Genomic DNA, 23,449 nt, shown 5'->3' with positions numbered 1-23,449 from the left:
CGCAGCTGCTGATCGGCCCCTCGTTCGGGTCTAGCGCGGTGCCGCCCCGAACGAGGTGATCAGCGTCTTCTTGCCGACCACGGCGGTCTCCACCAGCTGCGGTGTGTAGGTGCTCGGCGCCGAATCCGGCCGGAACGCGGTGATCTTGACGAGGTACTGATCGGCGAAGGCACCCGGGGTGATCTCCACACAGTGCGTGGTTCCCACCGGAGTGGAGTCGATTCCGGCCTGGATCGCGGCCGCCGAGGGTGCCACAGCACCGGCGGCCACGAGGGTCCGCGCCTGATCGCCTGATCGCGCGACGTAATAGGCGTGCTGGAAGGCCAGGATAGCCGCGATGCCGGACTCGGTGCCGCCGGAGCCGTTGCCCCGCACCATGGCGCCGATCTGCTCGGTGGGGCACTCGACCGTCACCGGGCTCGCCGAGCTCGGCACGAGCGGAGTGCTCGCCGCCGTGGATGCCGGTGCGGGCCCACGCAGTTGGACGTAGGTGCCGCCGAGCAGGACGGCACCGGCCACCGAGGCGACCAGCGGTGCGACCCATCGGGGCACACGTCGTCGCTTGGAGCGGTCGATCATTCGCGCGAAGACTTCGTCATCACCGTTGTAATCGGGTGCGGGACGCGAGGGCTCGCTGTCCGCGCCAGGGGAGTCGGCTGTCTCGGTTGCCGAAAAGGCGTCCGCGTCGCGGTAATCGGGCGCGAGGCGCGGTGGGAAAGTATCCGCACCGCCGTAGTTCGCCGCAGGGCGCGGTGGGAAGGTGTCCGCACCGCCGTAGTTCGCCGCAGGGCGCGGTGGGAAGGTGTCCGCACCGCCGTAGGTCGCTGCGGGGCGTGGGGGGAAGGTGTCCGCACCGTCGTAGTTCGCCGCAGGGCGCGGTGGGAAGGTGTCCGCACCGCCGTAGGTTGCCGCGGGGCGTGGCGGGAAGGTATCCGCACCGCGGTCCTCGGGTGCGCGATGCGAATGCCGGGACACCGCAGTGTCATTGCCTCGCGTGGGCCAATCGAGGGCCGCCCACGTGGGGGCGGGGGAGGTGATGATCGGGATTTCGTCGGTGTCGGGCCCGTTGTCGTCGATCGAGAACGCGGTGTCCGGAATGCTGTGGCGCGCACCGGGATCGTATTTTCCGCCGATCACGGGCAGCCGATCGGTGACGGTGGCGTCCGCCGGAACGACCCTGCCGTACTCGGTGTCCTGTAGTCCGGCGGCCGGAACGACCGGAATGCCTGCCGGTGTCGTCGGTCCACCTTCGATGCGATGGCGCGCACCGCTGACCGGCTGCTCGCTCAGCCGACGAGGCCGCGGCGCGCTGAGGTCGCGGGACCGCCGAATCGGGGTGACAGCCGCGAGCGGAGCACCGGCCGATCCCGGGTCCTGCTGTCGAGCCCCGATCGGTCTGTGCGCTTCCGGTCGATCCATCGCCCCACCTTCATCAGGCTCGTCGCCGTCAGGGTATGTCCCGCAACGATTTCGTTACGGGCACGATACTGCCCTGACGGCGCGTTCGCCGAATGCCACGAGGGAAAATGTTTACCAGTGGATATAGACCTGATCGCCGATGCCGACATTCTCGAAGTACCAGGCGGCGTCGGCGGGGGCGAGGTTGATGCAGCCGTGGCTCACGTTGGCGTTGCCCTGCGAGTCCACCGACCAGGGTGCCGAGTGCACCATCACGCCACCCCAGGTGAGCCGCACCGCGTATTCACCGTCGATGATGTAGCCCTCCGGATCGTCGAGCGGGATGCCGATGGTCCGCGAGTCGAACACCACCGACCGGTCCTTCTCCAGAACGCTGAAGGTACCGGTGGGCGTCTCGAAACCGGGCTTGCCCATCGACGCGGGCATCACCCGGACGACCTGTCCGCCCTGGCTCACGGTGAAGGTGTGTGTGGACAGGTTCGCCTCTGCGTATGTGCCACCGCCGTATTGGGTGCGCTGGCCTCCGATCAAGTCCGCGGACGCGGCTCCCGACCAGGATGCGGCCAGTATTGCCGCCATGATCGCGACGAACAGGAAACGAACTGCGTTCCTCATAAACGCCACCCCTTCACTCACTCGTAGGCGGAATCCAAGTCTAGGCCGCCATGATCAACTCGACCTATCGAAGTGGTAACGGCCAACGGGTGTACCGGTGTGTCGTCTTGCGTCAGTGCAGGTCGGGACCTCGAAAAAATGTTCTCACTTCGAGATCGGTGCTGCTGATCGCCCCGGTTGCGACAGTGGGGCCGGTTCGGCGGTTCGCACAGCATCGAATTCAGCTCTGGCGGCGGTGATCTCCGCGTGATGTTCGGCCACCCAGGCGCCCATCGCCTGGCTGATCCGCCCCAGATCCGCCCCGAGCGCGGTGATGCTGTACTCCACCCGGGGCGGCATCGTGGGGAACACTTCGCGCCGGACCAGGCCGTCACGTTCCAGATCGCGCAGTGTGCGGGTGAGCACCTTCTGGGTGATGCCGTCCAGGCGCCTGCGCAATTCGTTGAAACGCACCGGTCCGCCCGCCTCGCGCAGGCTGCCCAGGACCAGCAGCACCCATTTGTCGGCGAGTACCGACAGCAGTTGCCGCGCGGGGCAGTCACGCAGGAACGCCTCGACCGAACTCTGCTCACCGACAGTATCCATGAGGTACCACGTTATCCGAAAGGTGCCTACTACCGTGGGGACACTGCTCGGCGCAGACTCGACGGTATGTGGCAGATGGTGCAGAGATCTTTCGGCGGACCGGACGTATTCGAGCGCGCACAGGTGCCTCGGCCTGCACCGGGTCCGGGGGAGGTGCTGGTGCGGGTGGTGGCGACCAGCGTCAACGCCGCGGATTGGAAGGTGCGCAGCGGCCTGATCCGGCAACTGGGTGAGCCACCGCTCGTGCTCGGGCTCGATGTGTCCGGCGTAATCGCGGCGGTGGGTGCCGGTGCGCCGCGGTTCGCGCCGGGAGAAGCGGTGTACGGCATGGTGTTCGGTGGCGCCAACGCGGAATACGTGGTGGCGCAGGAGAATCGGCTCGCCCGCGTCCCCGCCTCGATAGACCCGGTGCACGCGGCCGCGCTTCCGGTGGCCGGACTCACCGCCTGGCAGGCTGTGGCCTCGGTGCGGCCGGGCGAGCGGGTCCTCGTGCACGCGGCGGCCGGTGGCGTCGGGCATCTGGCGGTGCAGATCGCCGCGCGGCGAGGCGCAGCGATCGCCGCCACCGCGCGGACCGGCAACCATGCCTATCTGCGCGGACTCGGCGTCACCGAACCGATCGATTACCGGACCACCGATTTCACCACCGCGATGCGCGAGGTCGACCTGGTGGTGGATCTGATCGGCGGCGACTACACGGATCGGTCATTGACCGTGCTGAGCGCCACCGGCCGGGTGGTGGCCGCCGAAGGCCCGGCGACACATCCGGATTCGCGAGTGCACCGGCTCTACGTCGCACCGGCGACGGCCGCCCTCGACGAGCTCGCGGCGGCGGTCGACCACGGCGAGCTGACCGTCGACATCGCGGAGATCCTGCCGATCACCGAACTCGCCGCCGCGCATCGGCGCAGCGAATCCGGCCGGGTCCGCGGCAAGATCGTGCTCACCGCGAACGGCTGACTCAGCCGCGCACGGCGTGCAGCACGTCGCCGTGCAGGGCGTCGGCGCGCGCGGCGATGGTGTCGACGCGCAGCAGGGCGGCGGCGAACGGGTCACCGAGATCGGCGGGCAGCGAGCCCACATTGATCTCGATATTGAGCTGCGAGCTCATCGCCGCGGCGCGGGCGGCGTCGGCGGCGGCACCGATATCGGTGACCACGTTCGGATTGCCGATCGGCAGCAGTTCGGCGGCCAGCGAGAGGATTTCGTCGGCTTCGTCGACCACAGCGGCGGGCACGCGGGCGGCTTCGACCAGCGCCTCGTTGATCGCCGCGGTGCGGGCGGCGATCTCGGCGTCGGTGTCCTTCGGCAGCTTGTAGGCGGCACCGACGGCGGTGAACGCGGCCGCGTCGGCATCGGCGAGAGCGAGGGACCTGGCCAGCGCGGCATCGGCGGCCACGATGATCTGGTCGATCACCGGCCGGTTCTCCGCGTCCTTGGCGCGGGTGGTGTAGCGCGCCACCATCGCCACCAGCGCGGCGGCCTGCGCGGCGTGCAGCGCGGCCACGGCCCCGCCACCGGGGGCGGGTACCTTCGCGGCCAGCTCTGACAGATAGTGCTCCAAGGTCACCGAACCGAAGGAGGGGGCGATCTGCTGCGGCGACACGGTGGGCTGCGACACGACGGGGTGGCCTTTCGATGCGGCGAGAATTGCGTGGAATCTTTGCCTCAACGCTACCGCGTGCCCGCTCACGCACCCCGCGCGACCAGCACCTGCGCCGACAGACCGACCGGTCGGGGTACGCGTGGTGTCCGGGGCTATGTTGAGTGCATGCGGATCGGATTGAGCATCAACTACACGGACGGTTTCAAGGAGACGGCGGCCGAGGTCGCCGACCTGGAACGCGCCGGCCTCGACATCGTCTTCGTGCCGGAGGCGTACTCGTTCGACGCGGTGAGCGCGCTGGGCTTCCTGGCCGCCCGCACCGAGCGGGTCCAGCTGGCCTCGGGCATCCTGCAGCTCTACACCCGGACCCCCAGCCTCACCGCGATGACCGCGGCAGGCCTGGACTACGTCTCCGACGGCCGGTTCATCCTCGGCATCGGCGCCTCCGGTCCGCAGGTCATCGAGGGCTTCCACGGCGTGCCCTACGACGCTCCGATCGGGCGCACCCGCGAACTGCTCGAGATCTGCCGCAAGGTGTGGCGTCGCGAGAAGCTCAACTACCAGGGCAAGTACTACCAGATCCCGCTGCCCGCCGACCGCGGCACCGGCCTCGGCAAAGAGCTCAAGCTGATCAATCACCCGGTGCGCGAAGACATTCCGGTGCTGCTGGCCGCGCTCGGCCCGAAGAACGTCGAGCTGGCCGCCGAGGTCGCCAACGGCTGGCAGCCGATCTTCTTCCTGCCGGAGCGGGCCAAGGATGTGTGGGGCGACGCGCTCGCCGCGGGCAAGGCCAAGCGTGACCCGGCGCTGGGCGAGCTCGACATCTTCGCCGGTCCCGCGCTGGCGATCGGTGAGAACGTGACCCCGCTGCTCGAATTCGTGAAGCCACACCTGGCCCTCTACATCGGCGGCATGGGCGCCAAGGGCAAGAACTTCTATCACACCCTCGCCACCAAGTACGGCTACGGCGAGGCCGCCGACCGCATCCAGGAGCTGTACCTGGCCGGTGACAAGCAGGCCGCCACCAAGGCGGTGCCCGACGAGCTGGTGCGCGATGTGTCGCTGATCGGCCCGGAGAGCTTCGTGAAGGAGCGCATCGCCGCGATGGCCGAGGCGGGCGTCACCACGCTCAACGTCACGCCGATCGCCGAGAACGCCGCCGGTCGCGTGAAGCTGATCGAGCAGTTGCGCACCCTCTGCTGACACCCACCGACGACAAACGCGCCGCCGTCCGGAGAGAAGTCTCCGGTCGGCGGCGCGTTTCGCTGTGTCAGGACGTGAACGACGCCAAGGCGGCGTCCAGGGTGGTGTGCATGGCGAACACCTGGTCCAGGCTCGTCATCTTCAGCTGACGGCTGGTGGCGGGCCCGTCGGCCACGACGGCGATCGAGGTGGTCTCGCCTGCCCGCTGATGCGCGGCGACCAGCGTCGCCATGCCCGCCGACGCCAGGAACCCGACCGCGGTCAGGTCGATCACCAGCGCCGCCGGTTTCTCGGCCAGGATGGCCTCGATGGTGGCATCGAGCGCGGGTGCGGTCGCCAGGTCGACCTCGCCGGTCACCGTCAGCACCGTGACGCCGTCGTGTACCGCCGTCGTGGTGGTCATCGTGTCCGTGAGTGGATACGCGTCTCCGGAAGAGTTGGTCACTGTTCAACAACACCCGACTTCGCCCGAATACGCAAGCCACAGCGGGTAGCGCCGCGCGATCGCCATGGTCGGCGCCGGTCGCGCGGATATACTCGACCGCGAGTGTGAGCCACCGTTGACCTTCTCGGCCAGCGCCTTTACCGGCAGATCTGCGATCAGAGGGAGCACCGATGTTGCCCGAACCCGTCGAGGCCACCGATCTCAATATCTACGGTGCCGACCAGTTGCCGTGGAGCCGTGCGCGCAGTGCCATCGAGACCGGTCTCGCGGCGCTCGAGACCGCCCAGTTCCTCGGGACCGCGAGTCCGGACGGTCGACCACATTCGGCCGGGATCGGCGCGGCCCAGGTCGGCGAGTACTTCTATTTCACCAGTGGGCCCGCCGCCCGCAAGACCACCTACCTCGCAGGCAATCCGGCGTGCACGCTGTCGTTGCGCTTCCCCGACGACGTCGACCTCGTCTTCGAGGGTGTCGCCACCCGCACGATCGATCACGGCGAGCTCGATCGGGTCACCGCCGCCTACCGTGACACCGGCTGGCCCGCCGAACGCGACGGCGAGGCCGTCACCGCCGCCTTCAGTGCCCAGAGCGCGGGCCCCGCGCCCTGGTACCTGTTCCGATTCGTTCCGCACATCGCGGTCGGCGTCGCGCTCACCGATCCGCACGGCGCCACCCGCTGGCGATTCGCGCGGTAGCGGCGCGCGAAGTTCTCGGTTCTCGCCGGCGCCGAGGCCGGACAGGCGAACGCGGCGAGCTTCGACGGATGGGTGCGCAGGGTAGGGGGTGGTGTTATTCCTATCTGGTCGTACTGTGAGGGCGTGAACATCGATGTGACGCCTTTACCGGGAATCGGCGTGTGCAAGGACTTTCCGCTGGCGGAGGCCCGTCGCCGGATCGGCGTGATCGAGCATCGCGACGGCTCGGTCGACCTGGTCGTCTCGCGCGCCGGTGATTACGACTCGACCACCTCGATTCCCTTGTCGGACACCGAGATCGGCGTGCTGGCCGGATTACTCGGTGCGCCGCAGGTGGTGCAGAAGACGCGCGAGACCCACAGTGCGGGCGAGCTGTCGACCAGGCAGTTCGCGATCGACCGTGGCAGTCCCTTCGACGGTCGCCCGTTGCGCGACACCGAGATGCGCACCCGCACCAAGGCCTCGGTCGTCGCGGTGGTGCGCGCGGGCGAGGTAACCCCGTCGCCGGGAACCGATTTCACCTTCATCCCCGGCGATCTGGTCGTCGTGGTCGGCACCGACGAGGGCCTCGACGCGGCGGGGCGGCTGCTCGGCGCCGGTTGATGAATCCATGCCGATAGTAAAGGGCAGGTAAGGTATCCCCTAGCTGAGGTTAGGTGATCCCATGAATGTAGAAGTCACATCCCTGCCGGGAATCGGTGTCCGCAAAGAGTTTTCGCTCTCGAAGGTGGACCGCCGTATCGGCATCGTCGACCACCGCGACGGTGGTACCGACCTGATTTTCACCAAGGTCGGCGATCCTGATTCGACCGTCCAGATTCCACTGTCCGCTGTCGAGGCCCGCACGTTGGCGAGCCTGCTCGGCGCACCGCAGTTGGTCGCGCAACTGCGTGAAGAACATCGCGAACTCGACGGAGTGAGCACGCGATCGATGCCGGTGCCGCCCAATTCGCCGTACGCGTCGCGACGGTTGGGCGATACCGAGATGCGGACCAAGACCCGCGCCTCGATCGTCGCGGTCCTGCGCGCGGGGCAGGTCCTGGCATCGCCGGGACCGGAGTTCGTGTTCGCCAGCGGCGATATGGTCGTCGTGGTCGGCACGAATGCCGGGCTCGACGCCGCCGCTTCGATCTTGACCGACGGCTGAGCCGGTGCAGATCAGTGGAACCGCGCTGGCTTTGATCCAGCTGGGGGCTGTGTTCTTCGGGTTGGGTGTGCTCGGGCGGATCGCGGCCCGCATCGGCCTCTCACCGATCCCGCTCTACCTGCTCGGTGGTTTGGTCTTCGGTACCGGCGGGCTGATCGAGCTGCACGAGGTGGAGGACTTCATCCACATCGCCAGCGAGATCGGCGTCGTACTGCTGCTGTTGCTGCTCGGATTGGAATACACCGCCGGTGAACTGGTCACCGGCATGCGTAAATCGTGGCCAGCCGGCCTGCTCGACCTGGTGCTCAACGCGACACCCGGGGTGATCGTGGCGCTGATGCTCGGCCTCGGGCCGACCGGGGCGATCGCGATGGCCGGTGTCACCTACATCTCCTCCTCCGGCATCGTCGCCAAGGTGCTCAACGACCTGGGTCGGCTGGGTAACCGGGAGACACCGACGATCCTGTCGATCCTGGTGTTCGAGGACCTCGCGATGGCGGTATATCTGCCGGTGCTCACCGCGGTGCTGGCCGGTGTCGGGTTCGTGGCCGGGATGACCACCGTGGGTATCGCGCTGGTCGCGGTGACCCTGGTGCTCGTCGTCGCGCTGCGCTACGGCAAATACGTCTCGGCGATCGTGGCCAGTGAGGATCGCGAGATCTTCCTGCTCAAGCTGCTCGGTTCGGCGCTGCTGGTGGCGGGCATCGCCTCGGCGGTGCAGGTGTCGGCGGCGGTCGGCGCGTTCCTGCTCGGCATCGCGATCTCGGATTCGACCGCGCACGATGCCACCAAGATCCTCGAACCGCTGCGCGATCTGTTCGCGGCGATGTTCTTCGTGCTGTTCGGTTTGAGCACCGATCCGACGACCATCCCACCGGTGCTCGGCTGGGCGGTGCTGCTGGCGGTGGTCACGACGGTCACCAAGATCGCCACCGGGTGGTGGGCGGCCAAACGCGCGGGCGCCTCGCAACTGGGCCGGGCTCGCGCGGGTACCGCCCTGGTCGCCCGCGGTGAATTCTCGATCGTCATCGCGGGCCTCGCGGTGGCCGCGGGTGCGGTACCCGACGAATTCGCGGCGCTGGCCACCACCTACGTGCTCCTGATGGCCATCATCGGCCCGATCGGTGCCCGCATCGTGGAACCGGTCATGCGCTTGGTGGCCGGTCGCAAGCAGCGTGTGGAGGTCGACCCGCTCGCCGAATGACCCCCTTGTCGAGGCCCCCGCGATCGCTCGGTCCGGGGGCCTTCGGCGTTCTCACGGCTCGATCAGCCCGGCGCGAATGGCGTACCTGGTCAGGTCGAGCCGGTCGCGCAGGCCCAGTTTCTGCAGGATATTGGCGCGATGCCGGTCGACGGTCTTGGCGCTGATCACCAGCTCGGCGGCGATCTCCCTGGCCGAATAGCCCTCGGCGATCAGCTTGAGAACTTCTTCCTCGCGCGGGGTGAGTATCGTTTCCGGGAGCGCGGAGCCCTGCCGGGCCAGTTGCAGGTAGTCGCGCACGAGCGCGGTGACCGCGCCGGGGTAGAGGAACGATTCACCGCGCATCGTCGCCCGGCACGCCTCGATGAGGTCGCGATCGGCCACCGACTTCAGCACGTAGCCGGAGGCGCCCGCCTTCAGCGACTCGAAGAAGTACTGCTCGTTGTCGTACATCGACAGCATCAGGATGCGCACCGGATGGTTGTTCCTGGTGATCTCGCGGGCGGCCTGGATGCCGGTCATCCGCGGCATCGCGATGTCGAGGATCACCAGGTCGATGCTGTCGTCGGCGAGGGCGGTGACCGCGTCGAGCCCGTTGGCGGCCTCGGCGACCACGAGCAGGTCCGGTTCGTTGTCCAGGATCATCCGCAGCCCGCTGCGCACCAGCGCGTGGTCGTCGGCCAGCAGAATCCGGGTCGGCGCGCTCATGCCGGAACTCCTTCGCGCGCGGTGACCGGGACGATCAGCTCGACCGCGGTGCCGCCCGACTCCGGGGAGGAGATGGTCAGCGTCGCGTCGATCAGCATGGCGCGCTCGCGCATCCCGCGGATTCCCGCCCCGTCCTCGACCACGCCGCCGCGACCGTTGTCGGTCACCCGCAGCACCACGGTGTCGGCTCGGGGCGTGATCAGCAAGGTGACCTCGTCGGCGTCGGCGTGCCGCAACACGTTCGTCAGGCTCTCCTGGGCGACCCGATAGCAGACGAGTTCGATGTCGGGGTCGAGGCGGCTGATCGCCGGGTCGACCTCGCGGCGCACGGAAATGCCTGCCGAACGGGTGAATTCGTGGCACAGCGCGTTGATCGCGCTGTGCAAGCCGAGGTCCTCGAGCACATCGGGCCGCAGCCGTGCGGCGATCCCGCGGACCTCGTCGAGACAGCCACGCACTGTCTCCTGCGCGGCCTCGACCTCCTCGCGCAGTCCGGTGGGCGCCCGATCGACGACCCGTTTGAGCCGCAACAGCGCCACCGTCAGACTCTGGCCGATCTCGTCGTGCAGTTCGCGGGCGATGCGCCGCCGCTCGCCCTCCTGCGCGGCCAGCGCCGTACCACCGGCCACCGAACGTTCGGCTTCGAGCCGGTCGAGCATCGCGTTGAAGGTCTCGATCAGCTGGTGGAAATCCCCGCTCGCGCCGTGATCGAGGCGGACCGCGCGCCGGGGCGGATCGACGCGGCGCATGGAGGAGACCAGCTCGTCGAGCGGTGCCAGCGAGGTGCGAAGAGCCACGGCGTTCGCGGTGAGGATCACCGCGAGTCCGATCACCAGCACCGGCACCTCGGTCAGGCGCAGCCGAGCCGACACCGTGGCCGGGGAGAAGGCCAAGATCAACGTGCCGAGGGTGAAGATCACACCGTTGAGCAAGCAGATCCGCCAGAACAACGCCGTCACCGGCGTTCGGATTCGCCGCGAGCGTCCTGCTCGCAGCGCTGCGAGACGGTTCATGACACCAGCATGCTGGCGCCCTTGTGTTCTGTCCATGGTGCCTGGCACCCATCCCGCACCCGTTGACCGGCCCCGACCGGTCCACGAAATGGGTGTCACGGCCGATAGTGCCCGCCACCTGCGCGAACCAGACTCGGATCAGACGCTTTCGACGATCCGAGGAAGGACCGCCGGCCATGGATATCGACCGGACGACGATCCCGGGAGCAGGTGTGCTGCACAGCTTCCACACTCGCCGCGGCATCCGATTCGCCCTGCTCACGGAACCGACGGGCGCGCGACGCCTGCTCGCCTACGCCGGTGGCAGCGACGAACCCACGGTCGACATCGAACTGGAGCCCGACGAGGCCGACCAGGTCGCCGAGCTGATGCATTCGCGGCCCTTCGTCGACCGCCTCGCTCGCCTCGAACAGCGCCTTGACCTGCTGACCGGACGGAAGGCCCACCCGTGAGCACAGTCGAATCCCCCCGGAGCCATGCCATGCGTGCACGCGATATCGCGATGAACCTGCCGACCGTCCGCACCAGCGACCCCGTCGCCCGCGCGGTCCGGTTGATGGTGGTCAACCGGTTGCCCGGTCTGATCGTCGTCGACGAGATGGACCGGCCGGTGGCGGTCCTGCCGGGAACCCAGGTGCTGCGCCTGGCGATTCCCGCCTCCTATCACGACGATCCCGCGCTGGTCCGCACGATCGACGAGGTGCACGCGGACCTGTTCTGGCAGGAACCCGGCAGTCTCACCGTCGGCGACTGTCTGCCCGACGGCGCGAGCAAGCCGGTCACCGTCACCCCCGACGCGACGCTGCTGGAGATCGCGATCCTGATGGCGCGCAAGCACAGTCCGCTCATCGCCGTGGTCGACCGCTCGCGCACCCTGCGCGGCGCGATCACCCTGGAACGGTTGCTGACCAGCCTCGCTGTTGTCGGCCCCGGCGACTGAACGGACGCCGCGCATGGCCGCAGCTCTTGCCGTCATCATCTTCGTGATCGCCTTCTTCTTCATCGCCACGGAGAAAGCCGACAAGGTCAAAACCGTACTGATCGCGGCAGGGGCCATGGCTCTGCTCGGCCTGATTCCCGGCGACGAAGTCTTCTATTCCGCCCACGAGGGCATCGACTGGAATGTCATCTTCCTGCTGCTCGGGATGATGATCATCGTCGGTGTCATCAAGCAGACCGGGTTGTTCGACTACCTGGCGATCTGGTCGGCCAAGCGGTCTCGGGGCAATCCCTATCGCCTGATGGTGATGCTCATGCTGATCACCGCGATCGCCTCACCGTTCCTCGACAACGTCACCATCATCATGCTGGTGGCACCGGTGACATTGGTGGTGTGCCGCAGGCTCGGCCTCGCCGCGCAACCGTTCATCATCGCCGAGGTCCTCGCGTCCAATATCGGTGGTGCCGCCACGCTGATCGGCGACCCGCCCAACATCATCATCGCCAGCCGGGCCGGGCTGAGCTTCAACGACTTCCTCGTGCACATGGCGCCGATCGTGGTGATCACCTTCGTGCTGTTCGTCGCGCTGACCCGGGTGTTGTTCCGCTCGGCGCTGCGCACCGATCCCACCTCGGTCGACGCGGTGATGTCGCTGCAGGAACGCCGCGCGATCCGCGATCCGAAACTGCTGGTGCGCTCGATGTTCGTGCTCACCGGTGTGGTCATCGGCTTCTGCCTGCACAGTGTGCTGCATGTCGCGCCGTCGGTGATCGCGCTGGTCGGCGCGGGCATCATGGTGCTGGTCTCCGGCCTCGACATCGGCGACATCCTGCAGGAGGTGGAGTGGCCGACGCTGGTGTTCTTCATGGGCTTGTTCGTGATGGTCGCCGGCCTGGTCCACACCGGGGTGATCGCCACGATCGGTGACGCCGCGATCGGGTGGGTCGGCGACGACTACTTCCTGGCCGCGACCGCACTGGTCTTCGGTTCGGCGATCCTGGGCGCGTTCGTCGACAACATCCCCTACACCGCGACCATGGCGCCGGTGGTCGAGGACATCGTCGCGGGCGCACCGGATCCGGCTACTGGGCAATCACTGTGGTGGGCCTTCGCCTTGGGCGCCGACTTCGGTGGGAACGGCACGGCGGTGGCGGCCAGCGCCAATGTGGTCGCCCTCGGGATCGCCGCCCGCGCGGGGCAGCGGATCACCTTCTGGCAGTTCACGAAGTACGGCATGCTCGTCACATTGCTCAGTAGCTTCATCGCCTGGATCTATGTCTGGATCCGGTACTTCTGAGTCCCGCAACGGGTTTCACGCGAGGTGCCCGGTGACGATGCGGTGGATGAGGCGGGCGGCGGTGCGGGCGGTGCGATTGTCGACGTCGAAGCGGGGGCTGAGTTCGGCGACGTCGACGACCACGAGTTTGCCACCGGCGGTGACACGGTCGCAGACGGACTCGATCGTGGACACCGGAACACCGTATGCCGCAGGGGCACTCACGCCGGGAGCGACAGCCGCGGGGAGGACATCGAGGTCGATGGTGAGATACAGCAGGTCGATCCCGTCCAGGAAATCGTCGACGAAGCCGGCGACCCGGGTCGGCTCGCAGTCGTCGTCGAGCAGGTAGCGCACACCGAATCTGTTCGCGGTGTCGAACAGGATCCTGGTGTTGCTGGGCTGACTGATCCCGATCACCGCGTACCGGACGTCCTCGTCGGTCTCGAGGATCTGCCGGAACGGGGTACCGGAGCTGGGCGCGGGATCGGGGCGCAGGTCGAAATGCGCGTCGAGATTGAGGATTCCGACGATGCTGCCCGGAGCGCGGCGGGCCGAACCGGCCAGCCCGAGGTAGGTGCCGTAGGCGACCTCGTGACCACCGCCGAGGATGACCGGGAACGCGCCGTCGTCCAGCAGCGCGGACACGGTCTCGCCCAGCCGACGCTGACCATCCTCCAATCGGTCGTCGGTGACGGCGATCGTGCCCGCGTCGAAGGCTCGCAGTTCCGTGGCGAGTGCCATCGGTGACAGCGCGCGCCGCAGCGCGTCCGGCCCCTGCGCTGCGCCGAGGCGGCCCTTGTTCCGGCGCACCCCTTCCTCGCAGGCGAAACCGACGAACACGCACGCCCCGGGATCCGCACCCGGTTCGTAGGGCGTGACGGCCTGATGCCAGCGCAGATGCTCGGGTGTCGTGCCGTCCACACGACCGGTCCAGGCTGAGTCGGAAGTCACTGTGCCGCACCTCGATTCGAAACAACGAGCACACCCTCACGCCACACCTGACCGACCAGGGGAACGCCGGGGCGGTAGGCGAGATGCAGGTGCGACGGGGCGTCCAGTGCGATGGCATCGGCCCGGAAACCGGGGGAGAGGGCACCGATATCGCTGCGCCGCAACGCCTTCGCGCCACCCGCCGTGGCCGACCAGACCGCTTCATCGGGGGTCATGTGCATCTCCCGCACGGCCAACGCGATACAGAACGGCAAGCTCGTCGTGTAGCTGGTGCCCGGATTGCAGTCCGCGCCGAGCGCGACGGTGACCCCCGCGTCCAGCAGCGCTCTGGCATCGGGATAGCTGTTGCGCGTACAGAAGTCGGCGCCGGGTAGCAGCGTGGCCACCGTGTCGCTGTCGGCGAGTGCGGCGATATCGGCACGGTTCACCTGCGACACATGATCCACCGACGCGGCACCGAGCTCGACAGCCAGCCGCACTCCCGGTCCCTGATGCAGCTGATTGCCGTGTACCCGCGGCACCAGCCCGTGCGCGATCCCCGCGGTCAGCACGGCATGCGCCTGATCGCGGTCGAAAGCGCCCTGCTCACAGAACACGTCGATCCACCGGGCGTAGGGCGCGCAGCGCGGAATCATCTCCTCGCACACCATCGTCACGTATTCGTCGGCACGCCCGGCGTATTCGGGTGGCGGCACGTGCGCGGCGAGCAGTGTCACCTCGTCGGTGAACCGTGCCGCGATCTGCACGCTGCGCAGTTCGTCCGCGACGGTTTGCCCGTAGCCGCTCTTGCATTCGACCGTGGTGCTGCCCGCCCGCAACGACTCGTCCAGCAGCCCGCGCACCGTCGCCGCGAGCTGCTCGTCGGTGGCGGCCCTTGTCGCCTCGATGGTGGTGCGGATGCCACCCGCCGAGTAGGGCAGCCCCGCCATCCTGGCCGCGAACTCCTCGGCGCGATCGCCCGCGAAAACCAGGTGCGCATGCGATTCGACGAATCCCGGCAGCACCGCGCGCCCGGCGAGATCGAAGCCGGTGTCGGCGGCGGGTGCGCCTGCGCTGTCACCTACCCACACCACCCGGCCTTCGTCGATGACGAGCGCGGCCTCGCGCCGGATCCCCAGCGGGCCGTCGCCCAGCTCCGGGTCATTGGTGACGAGAGTGCCGATATCGCTCAGCACGGTGGTGGGCACGGGGACGCCTCCTGGCTGCGAATGTCGAGCATGGCGGTGCGCGGGGTAGATCATGTGTCGGTGGACGTGCGCCAAGTCACGTACGATAGGTATAGACCTGTATAGACAAGAACGTCAAGGGTGGCGCTCGGTCGCGGTTCGTCGATATGGCTGTCGCAGTGAATGGAGAAGCATCGTGAGCATCGACTCGGATCGGTCCGGACCCGTCGTCGTCGGCACAGGTCCGGTATCGGCACCGGATGTGGTGCGGGTGGCCCGGGGTGGTGCCGAGGTGGTGGTGTCGGACGAGGCCATTGCGGCTATCGGGGAGAGTCGGGCGCGGATCGAGGCGCTGGCCGCAGACCACAAGCCGGTGTACGGCGTGTCGACCGGGTTCGGTGCGCTCGCCGTCCGTCATATTCCGCAGGAGTCGCGTAAGCAATTGCAGCGCAGTCTGATCCGCTCGCATGCGGCCGGTTCCGGTGCCGAGGTGGAGCGGGAGGTGGTGCGCGCGTTGATGTTGCTGCGCCTGTCGACGCTGGCCACCGGCCGGACCGGTGTGCGCCCGGTCGTCGCGCGGACCGTTGCCGCGCTGCTGTCGGCGGGAATCACCCCGGTGGTCTACGAATACGGCAGCCTCGGCTGTTCGGGCGATCTCGCGCCGCTGGCACATGTCGGGCTTGCCGTGATCGGTGAGGGCACCGTGCGGGATGCGAACGGTGTCCTGGGGCCGGCTGCCGCAGCGATGGCCGCCGCCGGGATCGCCCCCGTCGAGCTCGAGGAGAAGGAAGGCCTCGCGCTGATCAACGGCACCGACGGCATGCTCGGCATGCTGGTGCTGGCCTGCCACGACCTGCGCGGACTGCTGTGCCTGGCCGATGTGACCGCGTCGATGAGCGTGGAGGGTCTGCTCGGCACCGACAAGGTCTTCGCCGCCGACCTGCAGGCGCTGCGCCCGCAACCGGGCCAGGCGATCGCGGCCGCCAATATGGTTCGCCTGCTGGCTGATTCGCCGATCGTCGCCAGCCACGCCACCCCGGACTGCGCTGTCGTTCAAGACGCCTACTCGTTGCGCTGCGCACCCCAGGTGGCCGGCGCCGCCCGCGACACCCTCGACCACGCCGAACGCGTCGCTGGCTACGAATTGGCGAGCGCGGTGGACAATCCCGTCGTCACCCTCGACGGTCGCGTCGAATCCAACGGCAACTTCCACGGCGCCCCCGTCGCCTATGTCCTCGACTTCCTCGCCATCGTGATCGCCGACGTCGCCTCGATCAGCGAACGCCGCACCGACCGCTTCCTCGACAAGGCCCGCAACCACGGCCTGCCCCCGTTCCTGGCCGACGACCCCGGTGTCGACAGCGGCCACATGATCGCCCAGTACACCCAGGCCGCGATCGTCTCCGACCTCAAACGCCTGGCCACCCCGGCCTCGGTCGACTCGATCCCGTCCTCGGCCATGCAGGAGGACCACGTCTCGATGGGCTGGTCCGCCGCCCGCAAACTCCGCCGCGCCCTCGACGGCCTCACCCGGGTCCTCGCCATCGAAGCACTCACCGCGGCCCGCGGCCTCGACCTCCGCGCCCCGCTCGCCCCGGCACCCGCCACCGCGGCCGTGCTCGCGGCGCTGCGAACCGAGGTGCCGGGCCCCGGCCCGGATCGCTATCTCGCCCCCGAAATCGACGCTGCGGTGCGGCTGGCCGGCTCCGGCGCGCTGCTGGCCGCCGCCGAGGCCGTGACCGGTCCGCTCGGCTGACCGCCGGAGCGTGCTGACCCCGTGCGGGCGACTGCGCATCGCGCCGATCGCCGTGCGGCGACCGGCAGCGCGGACGTGAGATTGCTACGCGTGCAGCTGTTCTGCCGGCTGGACCTCGGTGAGTCCGCGCAGCGACTCCGGCAACGGGCTCTGATGCAGGACGCCGAGGCGTTGGGTGGCGCGGGTCAGCGCGACGTAGAGTTCGGCAGCGCCGCGGGGTCCGTCGGCGAGAATGCGCTGCGGATCCACGACGAGCACCGCGTCGAACTCGAGGCCTTTGGTCTCCGACGCGGGCACCGTACCCGGCACACCCGGCGGGCCGATCACAATGCTCGTCCCCTCGCGGCCCGCCTCGTCCCGGACGAATTCCTCGATCGCAGCGGGCAGTTCGTCGGCGGTGAGCCGACGGGACCAGGGTGCGACACCACAGGAGCGGACCGAATCCGGCGGCCGCACATCGGGCGCGAACTCGGCGAGCACATCAGCGGCCACGGCCATGATCTCCGCGGGGGTGCGGTAGTTCACCGTCAGCGAACGGTAGATCCACCGGCCGGGGACGTAGGCCTCCATCATCGAGCCCCATGAGGTCGCGCCCGCCGCTGACCGGCGCTGCGCGAGATCGCCCACGATCGTGAAGGATCGGCTCGGGCAGCGCCGCATCAGCACCCGCCAGTCCATCTCCGACAGTTCTTGGGCCTCGTCGACCACGACGTGCCCGTAGGTCCAATCACGGTCCGCCGCAGCACGTTCGGCGAGTTCGCGGGTGTCGCGTTCGAGGAAGCGTTCGGCCAGGTCTTCGCCGTAGAGCATGTCCTGGGCCAGCAGATGGTCTTCGTCGTCCATCAGGTCCTCGCGGCTGATCAGGGTGTCGAGCACACCTGCCGCGTACTCGGCCTCGGCTTTGCGTTCTCGCTCGGCGGTGTCGTCGGCGGCCTTGTCGCGGCCGAGCAGGTCGACCAGTTCGTCGAGCAGCGGTACGTCCGACACCGTCCACGCGCCACCGTCGGCCCGCCACAGCGCCTCGTCCGCACCCGCCGCCCGTAGCCGGTCGTGTGACGAATACAGCTGGGACAGCACGGTTTCCGGTTGCAGAACGGGCCAGCACTGATCGAGCGCCGCGGTGAACTCGGGCGTGTCGGCGAGCTCGCGGAGCAGGTCGGCCCGCAGTTGTTCCCATGCCTCGGTGTCGTCACGAGTCAGCCAGCCCTCACCGATGCGGGCGATCGCGCGCTCGGTGAGGACATAGGTGATGATCTCGGAGAACACCGCGCGCGCCTCGTTGTGTGGGCGACCGCTCTCCCGCGCTTCCTGCCTGGCCCACTCCGCGGTCGCGGCGTCGATCCGCACCGTCACATCGGTCAGCGCGATCGTCAACGGCGCCTCGGGCAGGCGCTGTCGATCCGCGATCGTCGCTGCCAGCACATCCAGGATCCGCAGCGAGCCCTTGAGCCGGGCTGCCTCGGGGGCGTCTTCCGCGGTCGCGTGCAGCCCGGGGACGAGATCTGCGGTGGTGGCGAACACGACATTGGTCTCACCGAGTGAGGGCAGCACGTGGGCGATGTGGTTCAGGAAGGCCGGGTTGGGGCCGACCACCAGCACGCCCTGCCGCTCCATCCGCCTGCGCTGGGTGTAGAGCAGGTACGCCACCCGGTGCAGGGCCACCACGGTCTTCCCGGTGCCTGGACCGCCCTCGATCACGGTCACGCCGGGGTGCTCCAAGCGGATGATCTCGTCCTGTTCGGCCTGGATCGTCGCGACGATATCGCGCATCCCGTCCCCGCGCGGCGCGTCGACGGCGGCGAGCAGCGCGGCATCGGCTCCACCCTCGCTCCCGTCCGGACGGCCGAGCACCTCGTCGGTGAAATCCACCACCTGACGTCCCCGCGTATGGAACTGGCGCCGCCTGCGCATGCCCTCCGGGTTGGCCGCGGTGGCGACATAGAACGCGCGGGCCGCGGGCGCCCGCCAGTCCAGGAGCAGCTGTTCGAGGTCGTTCGACTCGTCGAACAGCCCGATCCGGCCGATATAGGACCGCTCGCCCGACGCCGCGTCGAGCCGACCGAAACACAATCCGTTGTCGGCCACATCGAGGCGCTGTACCTCTTTGCCCAGCGCCCGCACCTCGTTGTCGCGCTCCATCGGGGAGTCGCCCTTGGCGCGCAGGGCCGCGGCGTAGCGGCCCTTCACCCGTGCCCGCTCGGCATCGAGCCGCGAGTACAACCCGGCGACATAGCTTCGCTCGGACCGGCGTTCCTCTTCGTACCCGTGCGCTGACATAGGCCCCTAACTGTACTTTTCCGGTGCGACCGGATGATTGTGCAGTACCCACGGGGCCTTGCCGCAAGTCCCCACATGCGCTATATATTGAAAGTGGAAAGAGCCCCGGCAATGCCGGGGCTCTCGTCATTTTCCGGCAGGTCAGCCTTCTTGCATCGGGATGCGTACCCCGCGCTCGCGAGCCACCTCGGCCGCGTGCTCGTAGCCCGCGTCGACGTGGCGCATCACGCCGGTGCCGGGGTCGTTGGTCAGCACGCGCGCCAGCTTCTGCGCGGCCAGGGCGGTGCCGTCGGCGATACACACCTGGCCCGCGTGGATCGAGCGGCCCATCCCGACCCCGCCACCGTGATGGATCGACACCCAGCTCGCGCCGGACGCGGTATTGAGCAGCGCGTTGAGCAGGGGCCAGTCGGCGACCGCGTCGGAACCGTCGGCCATCGCCTCGGTTTCGCGGTAGGGGGAGGCCACCGAGCCGGAGTCGAGGTGGTCGCGGCCGATCGCCAGGGGAGCGGACAGCTCGCCCGAGGCGACCATCTCGTTGAATCTCAGGCCCGCGCGGTGCCGTTCGCCGTAGCCGAGCCAGCAGATCCGGGCAGGCAGACCCTCGAACTTCACCTTCTCGCCCGCCATGGTGATCCAGCGGCGCAGATGTTCGTTGTCGGGGAACAGCTCCAGGATCGCGCGGTCGGTGGCGGCGATGTCGGCCGGGTCGCCCGAGAGCGCGGCCCAGCGGAACGGCCCTCGGCCCTCTTCGAAGAGCGGGCGGAGGTAGGCGGGAACGAAACCGGGAAACGCGAAAGCCCGGTCGTAGCCGCCCTTTCGGGCCTCGTCGCGAATCGAGTTCCCGTAGTCGAACACCTCGGCACCGGCGTCGGAGAACCCGACCATCGCCTTCACGTGCTCGGCCATCGACGCCTGCGCCTCGGTGGTGAACCAGACCGGGTCCTTCTCGGCGAGGCTGTGCCAGTCTTCGAGTGCGACCCCGATCGGCAAGTAGGACAACGGATCATGCGCGGACGTCTGGTCGGTGACGATGTCGATCGGCGCGGCCATGGCCAGCAGTTCCGGGAACACCTCGGCCGCGTTGCCGACCAGGCCGATCGAGAGCGGCTTGCGCTCGTCCCGCGCGGCGACGGCCAGATCCAGTGCCTCCCGTAAGGTTTCGGCTTCGGTATCGAGGTAGCCGTGGGCGATCCGCCGTTGGATCCGCGCCGGATCGCAGTCCACGCACAGGGCGACACCGCCGTGCATCGTCACCGCGAGTGGTTGCGCACCGCCCATCCCGCCGACACCCGCCGTGAGCGTGATCGTGCCGGCGAGGGAACCACCGAAACGCTTGCGCGCCACCGCGCCGAAGGTCTCGTAGGTGCCCTGCAGAATGCCCTGGCTGCCGATATAGATCCACGACCCGGCCGTCATCTGCCCGTACATCATCAGCCCCAGTTGCTCGAGCTTGCGGAACTCCTCCCAGGTGGCCCAGTCGCCGACGAGATTGGAATTCGCCAGCAGCACCCGCGGCGCCCACTCGTTGGTACGGAACACCCCGACCGGCTTGCCCGACTGCACCAGCAAGGTCTCATCCGAGGCGAGGGTCCGCAGCGTTCGCACGATCGCGTCGAACGCCGCCCAGCTGCGCACCGCCCGCCCGGTCCCGCCGTAGACGACCAGGTCATCGGGACGTTCGGCGACCTCGGGATCGAGATTGTTCATCAGCATCCGCAGCGCACCCTCCTGCTGCCAACCGAGGGTGTGCAGCTCGGTGCCGCGCGGAGCGGACACGGGACGTGGGCCCGAGACAGGTGATGTCACGTCGTTCATGAGGCCAGTATAGTCCTGTATATACAAGTGACGTCGGCGTTCGGGCGCAACGTATTCTCTGGGCGAGGCGAGGAGATTTTCGGTGGTGGCGATCGAGGTAATCGATGCGGAGCTGGCCGCGCTGTACGGCGAGCTCGGCAGCGAATTCGCGGCGTACGAGCGGGTGAAGCAGCTGATCATGGCGCAGATCAAGGCGCGACGGTGGAACGCGGGGGAGCAGATCCCCTCGGAGAACCAGTTCGTCGCCGCCCTCGGCCTGTCCCGGATGACGATCAATCGCGCCCTGCGTGACCTGACCGCCGACGGTGCGCTCACCCGGGTGATGGGTGTCGGCACATTCGTCGCGGCGAGCAAGGCCACCTCACCGCTGTTCGAGGTCCGCAATATCGCCGACGAGATCACCGGCCGCGGACATCGTCATCGCACCGAGGTGGTGTTCGTGCGGTCGGAGGTGCCGGGCGACCAGGATCTCGCGAATGCGATGGGCGGCAAGGTGTTCCACTCGCTGCTCGTGCACTTCGAGGACGGTGTGCCGATCCAGCTCGAGGATCGCTACGTCAACCCGGCGCAGGCCCCCGACTACCTCGCCCAGGACTTCACCGCCGTCACCCCGAACGTCTACCTCAGCGAGGTCGCCCCGCTGCTGCGCGGCGAGCATGTCGTCGAGGCGGTGCGGGCGGCTCGCGAGGAGTGCGCACTGCTCGGCATCGACGCCGACGAGCCGTGCCTGCTGATCCGGCGCCGCACCTGGTCCTCGGGTGGGTTGGTCAGCGTGGCACGGCTCGTGCATCCCGGTTCGCGAAATCGCTTGGAGGGCAGCTTCGGTAGCGAACCGAGCTGATTGCGCGCACGGTGACGGCCGATCGGCGCTTGGAGAATATGCCCGGTGACTCGAAATCGCCGTAGCCTCTGGGCAATTGCGCGATGGCAATTCGATCAGGGAGATGTTCGAACTGTTCTGTGCTCCGTTGCATTACCGGCTACTTATCGGCGGCACGGATCCCGCCCGAACGCCAGCCGTTCTCGAGATCGTTCTCGATGGCCCACGACCAGCTCTATGGGAACGGTGGAGCGGGTGTGATCGGCCCCTGAAATTGTTATCCGATCTGAATGAAATACGGCTGTAGCAAATTCATAGCTACCTAAAAAATGGTGCCTGAACTGGGTATACGTCGAATGGCTGGATCGGGTTCAGTTTCGGGTTATCACTGTTTCGTGACGAAGTACGCGCTATGCCGGATCGGGGCTGTACGTTTGGGACTCGAGAGTTTCGCTGGGTTCCATTCAGGTAACGGAGAGGGCGGAAATGGCTACAGTCACGCAGCCGTCGGGGCCGCGCACCATGATCTCCCGACATGATTTCTCCGCAGCGAAAACAGCGATGACGCCGTCGAGTCTGGTCACTCTCGGGTTGATCTTGCTGATCCCCGTGTTCATCACGGCGGGGCCGATCTTCGCGTTGGCGTTGATCGCGCGAAATAACGGTGTCGGCTGGTCCGGTGGGGTGGTTTTCGGGGCGATCGCGGCCGTCGTCGTCATGTCGGTGCTGGCCTCGGCGTGGGCATTCCGCCTGGCCTGGCGGCGCGGTTCCGCCGCCGCACGGCACCCGTTCGGTTCTTCTCTCGCGCGGTAGGAGGTCGACATGCAGACGCACCGACAAGCGGCGACGCCCCTCATCGAACCGCCCGTCATCGCTGCCGACGAATGCCGGCGACTGCGGATCGTCGCCCGGATCGAGGCGCCCCACCTGTGGGACTCCACCGCCGCCCGGCTGCTCGACTGCGCGCGCCGGCGCTGGCAGGGCAGGCCCGATATCGCCGATCACCCGGCGTTGCGCCGCTGGTCGCAGATCCAGGACTCCCAGCAGCGGCCCGAACAGCCTTGCCTGCGCACACTTTTCGCTGCCTTCGCCTCGGGTTCGCTGGTCGGCGGCGACCCCTGCGCCGACCTGGCCGCCGCGGTCATGCTCCTGGCGAGCTGCCCTGCCGAGGCGGTCCAGCAGGCCGACCCGCTGAACAACCAGTACACGGTGCGCTTCTCGGTGTACGCCTACCGCGAAGACGACCTCCCGCTGGCCGAAGACCTGATCACCACCACCATCCACGCCTGCGGCACCCTGCTGGCCCGCCGCTGCACGATCATGCACCCCCCGGCCCGTTCCACGGCTCCGCTCGTCGACCACCCGACGCCGGACGTGCTGGTGCTCGGCAACCTCGGCAGTACCGCCGCCCGCTGATCCGTTCCGGTCGCCGCTGGGCGTTCGGGGGTGTCCGATTCTAGGTGTGGTCGGCGGCGGACTGTTGCGTTTCGCGTCTTTTCACTTGGCACTTCGGCGGCCCGGTGTCTTGCTAGCGAAACTAATAGTGCTGCAACACATTTCACGGTGGCACCGATCGTGATATCGGACCGTCGCAGACCTTCGGGTCTGTTTCCGATCGCGCCTCGGCTCGCGAGAAGGCGCTCCGGATTGTATGGTTCTGACAGAGCTGCACCGTCACCGAGGCTGTTGACGATCCGACAGTTCATGTCACTCTGGTCCTGAACCCCGTGTGTGCCAACAACATTGATGTGGTGCGGTTCCGACGTAACCGTGTACCTGTCGACCCGCACATCGCCGGACGACCC

The 23,449-nt window shown here is 68.1% G+C and carries 23 protein-coding genes and 1 pseudogene; 13 read left to right on the top strand and 11 right to left on the bottom strand.

What is annotated here, in order from left to right:
• Window positions 1-30: 30 nt before the first annotated feature.
• The 3 genes and pseudogenes from ACFWPX_RS22475 to ACFWPX_RS22465 all read right to left on the bottom strand — a co-directional run bounded on the left by ACFWPX_RS22475 (window position 31) and on the right by ACFWPX_RS22465 (window position 2,619).
• A complete protein-coding gene (locus tag ACFWPX_RS22475) occupies window positions 31-1,419 on the bottom strand; it encodes a hypothetical protein (RefSeq protein WP_378928966.1) in 1,389 nt (462 codons plus the stop codon).
• A 111-nt stretch (window positions 1,420-1,530) separates the two neighbouring features.
• Window positions 1,531-1,902: pseudogene (locus ACFWPX_RS22470) on the bottom strand (L,D-transpeptidase); the annotation flags it as partial.
• A gap of 276 nt (window positions 1,903-2,178) precedes the next feature.
• Window positions 2,179-2,619 (bottom strand): winged helix-turn-helix transcriptional regulator, encoded by a 441-nt coding sequence (locus tag ACFWPX_RS22465; RefSeq protein ID WP_378928965.1) that lies wholly within the window; start codon window positions 2,617-2,619, stop codon window positions 2,179-2,181.
• A 75-nt stretch (window positions 2,620-2,694) separates the two neighbouring features.
• Here ACFWPX_RS22465 and ACFWPX_RS22460 point away from each other — a divergent pair, with 75 nt between their 5' ends.
• The gene (locus ACFWPX_RS22460) at window positions 2,695-3,579 is read left to right on the top strand and encodes an NADP-dependent oxidoreductase (protein ID WP_378928964.1); all 885 of its coding nucleotides are present in this window, start codon (window positions 2,695-2,697) and stop codon (window positions 3,577-3,579) included.
• A 1-nt stretch (window position 3,580) separates the two neighbouring features.
• On the opposite strand, the gene ACFWPX_RS22455 is transcribed toward ACFWPX_RS22460, so the two are convergent.
• The gene (locus tag ACFWPX_RS22455; protein ID WP_378912808.1) at window positions 3,581-4,240 is read right to left on the bottom strand and encodes a cyclodeaminase/cyclohydrolase family protein; all 660 of its coding nucleotides are present in this window, start codon (window positions 4,238-4,240) and stop codon (window positions 3,581-3,583) included.
• A gap of 150 nt (window positions 4,241-4,390) precedes the next feature.
• Here ACFWPX_RS22455 and ACFWPX_RS22450 point away from each other — a divergent pair, with 150 nt between their 5' ends.
• Window positions 4,391-5,428 carry an LLM class F420-dependent oxidoreductase gene (locus ACFWPX_RS22450; RefSeq protein WP_378928963.1) on the top strand — a complete coding sequence of 346 codons (1,038 nt, stop codon included), beginning with the start codon at window positions 4,391-4,393 and terminating at the stop codon, window positions 5,426-5,428.
• A 67-nt stretch (window positions 5,429-5,495) separates the two neighbouring features.
• Here the strand turns inward: ACFWPX_RS22450 and ACFWPX_RS22445 are convergent, their stop codons facing one another.
• Complete coding sequence (locus ACFWPX_RS22445; RefSeq protein ID WP_101468711.1) at window positions 5,496-5,831, bottom strand: STAS domain-containing protein; 336 nt, start codon at window positions 5,829-5,831, stop codon at window positions 5,496-5,498.
• 212 nt (window positions 5,832-6,043) lie between these two features.
• Between ACFWPX_RS22445 and ACFWPX_RS22440 the strand changes: the two genes are divergently transcribed.
• The 4 genes from ACFWPX_RS22440 to ACFWPX_RS22425 all read left to right on the top strand — a co-directional run bounded on the left by ACFWPX_RS22440 (window position 6,044) and on the right by ACFWPX_RS22425 (window position 8,919).
• On the top strand, window positions 6,044-6,568 hold the full coding sequence (locus tag ACFWPX_RS22440) for a pyridoxamine 5'-phosphate oxidase family protein (RefSeq protein ID WP_378912806.1): 525 nt from the start codon (window positions 6,044-6,046) through the stop codon (window positions 6,566-6,568).
• 123 nt (window positions 6,569-6,691) lie between these two features.
• Window positions 6,692-7,171 (top strand): cation:proton antiporter regulatory subunit, encoded by a 480-nt coding sequence (locus ACFWPX_RS22435; RefSeq protein ID WP_378928962.1) that lies wholly within the window; start codon window positions 6,692-6,694, stop codon window positions 7,169-7,171.
• A gap of 61 nt (window positions 7,172-7,232) precedes the next feature.
• Window positions 7,233-7,715 carry a cation:proton antiporter regulatory subunit gene (locus ACFWPX_RS22430; protein WP_378912804.1) on the top strand — a complete coding sequence of 161 codons (483 nt, stop codon included), beginning with the start codon at window positions 7,233-7,235 and terminating at the stop codon, window positions 7,713-7,715.
• Between the two features lie 10 nt (window positions 7,716-7,725).
• Complete coding sequence (locus ACFWPX_RS22425; protein ID WP_378913139.1) at window positions 7,726-8,919, top strand: cation:proton antiporter; 1,194 nt, start codon at window positions 7,726-7,728, stop codon at window positions 8,917-8,919.
• Window positions 8,920-8,970: 51 nt separating this feature from the next.
• Here ACFWPX_RS22425 and ACFWPX_RS22420 read toward each other — a convergent pair whose 3' ends face one another.
• Together ACFWPX_RS22420 and ACFWPX_RS22415 are read right to left on the bottom strand one after the other, a co-directional pair.
• Window positions 8,971-9,624: a response regulator transcription factor gene (locus tag ACFWPX_RS22420; RefSeq protein ID WP_301901138.1), complete on the bottom strand. Its 654-nt coding sequence runs from the start codon at window positions 9,622-9,624 to the stop codon at window positions 8,971-8,973.
• Entirely contained in the window at window positions 9,621-10,637 is a 1,017-nt protein-coding gene (locus ACFWPX_RS22415) for a HAMP domain-containing sensor histidine kinase (RefSeq protein ID WP_378928961.1), read from the bottom strand. The genes ACFWPX_RS22420 and ACFWPX_RS22415 overlap by 4 nt, the downstream gene beginning before the upstream one ends.
• Before the next feature lie 176 nt (window positions 10,638-10,813).
• Between ACFWPX_RS22415 and ACFWPX_RS22410 the strand changes: the two genes are divergently transcribed.
• From ACFWPX_RS22410 to ACFWPX_RS22400, 3 genes are read left to right on the top strand one after another with little or no spacing between them, the layout of a single operon-like run.
• On the top strand, window positions 10,814-11,089 hold the full coding sequence (locus ACFWPX_RS22410; protein WP_378912802.1) for a hypothetical protein: 276 nt from the start codon (window positions 10,814-10,816) through the stop codon (window positions 11,087-11,089).
• Window positions 11,090-11,118: 29 nt separating this feature from the next.
• Window positions 11,119-11,577 carry a CBS domain-containing protein gene (locus tag ACFWPX_RS22405; protein WP_378912801.1) on the top strand — a complete coding sequence of 153 codons (459 nt, stop codon included), beginning with the start codon at window positions 11,119-11,121 and terminating at the stop codon, window positions 11,575-11,577.
• 13 nt (window positions 11,578-11,590) lie between these two features.
• Window positions 11,591-12,874: an ArsB/NhaD family transporter gene (locus ACFWPX_RS22400; protein WP_378912800.1), complete on the top strand. Its 1,284-nt coding sequence runs from the start codon at window positions 11,591-11,593 to the stop codon at window positions 12,872-12,874.
• A gap of 15 nt (window positions 12,875-12,889) precedes the next feature.
• On the opposite strand, the gene hutG is transcribed toward ACFWPX_RS22400, so the two are convergent.
• Both hutG and hutI read right to left on the bottom strand, forming a co-directional pair.
• The gene (gene hutG / locus ACFWPX_RS22395) at window positions 12,890-13,807 is read right to left on the bottom strand and encodes a formimidoylglutamase (protein ID WP_378928960.1); all 918 of its coding nucleotides are present in this window, start codon (window positions 13,805-13,807) and stop codon (window positions 12,890-12,892) included.
• Complete coding sequence (hutI, locus tag ACFWPX_RS22390) at window positions 13,804-14,994, bottom strand: imidazolonepropionase (protein WP_378912798.1); 1,191 nt, start codon at window positions 14,992-14,994, stop codon at window positions 13,804-13,806. The genes hutG and hutI overlap by 4 nt, the downstream gene beginning before the upstream one ends.
• Window positions 14,995-15,169: 175 nt before the next feature.
• On the opposite strand from hutI, the gene hutH reads away from it, so the two are divergent.
• The gene (gene hutH, locus ACFWPX_RS22385; RefSeq protein ID WP_378928959.1) at window positions 15,170-16,729 is read left to right on the top strand and encodes a histidine ammonia-lyase; all 1,560 of its coding nucleotides are present in this window, start codon (window positions 15,170-15,172) and stop codon (window positions 16,727-16,729) included.
• Window positions 16,730-16,813: 84 nt separating this feature from the next.
• Here hutH and helR read toward each other — a convergent pair whose 3' ends face one another.
• Both helR and hutU read right to left on the bottom strand, forming a co-directional pair.
• A complete protein-coding gene (helR, locus tag ACFWPX_RS22380) occupies window positions 16,814-19,006 on the bottom strand; it encodes an RNA polymerase recycling motor ATPase HelR (RefSeq protein ID WP_378928958.1) in 2,193 nt (730 codons plus the stop codon).
• A 141-nt stretch (window positions 19,007-19,147) separates the two neighbouring features.
• Window positions 19,148-20,824, bottom strand: a complete 1,677-nt coding sequence (gene hutU / locus ACFWPX_RS22375; protein ID WP_378928956.1) for a urocanate hydratase — start codon at window positions 20,822-20,824, stop codon at window positions 19,148-19,150.
• A gap of 82 nt (window positions 20,825-20,906) precedes the next feature.
• Here hutU and hutC point away from each other — a divergent pair, with 82 nt between their 5' ends.
• The 3 genes from hutC to ACFWPX_RS22360 all read left to right on the top strand — a co-directional run bounded on the left by hutC (window position 20,907) and on the right by ACFWPX_RS22360 (window position 23,060).
• Window positions 20,907-21,665, top strand: a complete 759-nt coding sequence (gene hutC, locus ACFWPX_RS22370) for a histidine utilization repressor (RefSeq protein WP_378912794.1) — start codon at window positions 20,907-20,909, stop codon at window positions 21,663-21,665.
• A 465-nt stretch (window positions 21,666-22,130) separates the two neighbouring features.
• Window positions 22,131-22,457: a hypothetical protein gene (locus tag ACFWPX_RS22365; protein ID WP_378912793.1), complete on the top strand. Its 327-nt coding sequence runs from the start codon at window positions 22,131-22,133 to the stop codon at window positions 22,455-22,457.
• A 9-nt stretch (window positions 22,458-22,466) separates the two neighbouring features.
• The gene (locus tag ACFWPX_RS22360) at window positions 22,467-23,060 is read left to right on the top strand and encodes a hypothetical protein (RefSeq protein ID WP_378928954.1); all 594 of its coding nucleotides are present in this window, start codon (window positions 22,467-22,469) and stop codon (window positions 23,058-23,060) included.
• Window positions 23,061-23,449 lie beyond the last annotated feature (389 nt).

This window comes from Nocardia sp. NPDC058518 (assembly GCF_042719655.1).
Classification (GTDB): Bacteria; Actinomycetota; Actinomycetes; order Mycobacteriales; family Mycobacteriaceae; genus Nocardia.
The sequence above is the reverse complement of the archived record's forward strand: the minus strand, read 5'-3'. Positions and strand labels throughout refer to the sequence as shown.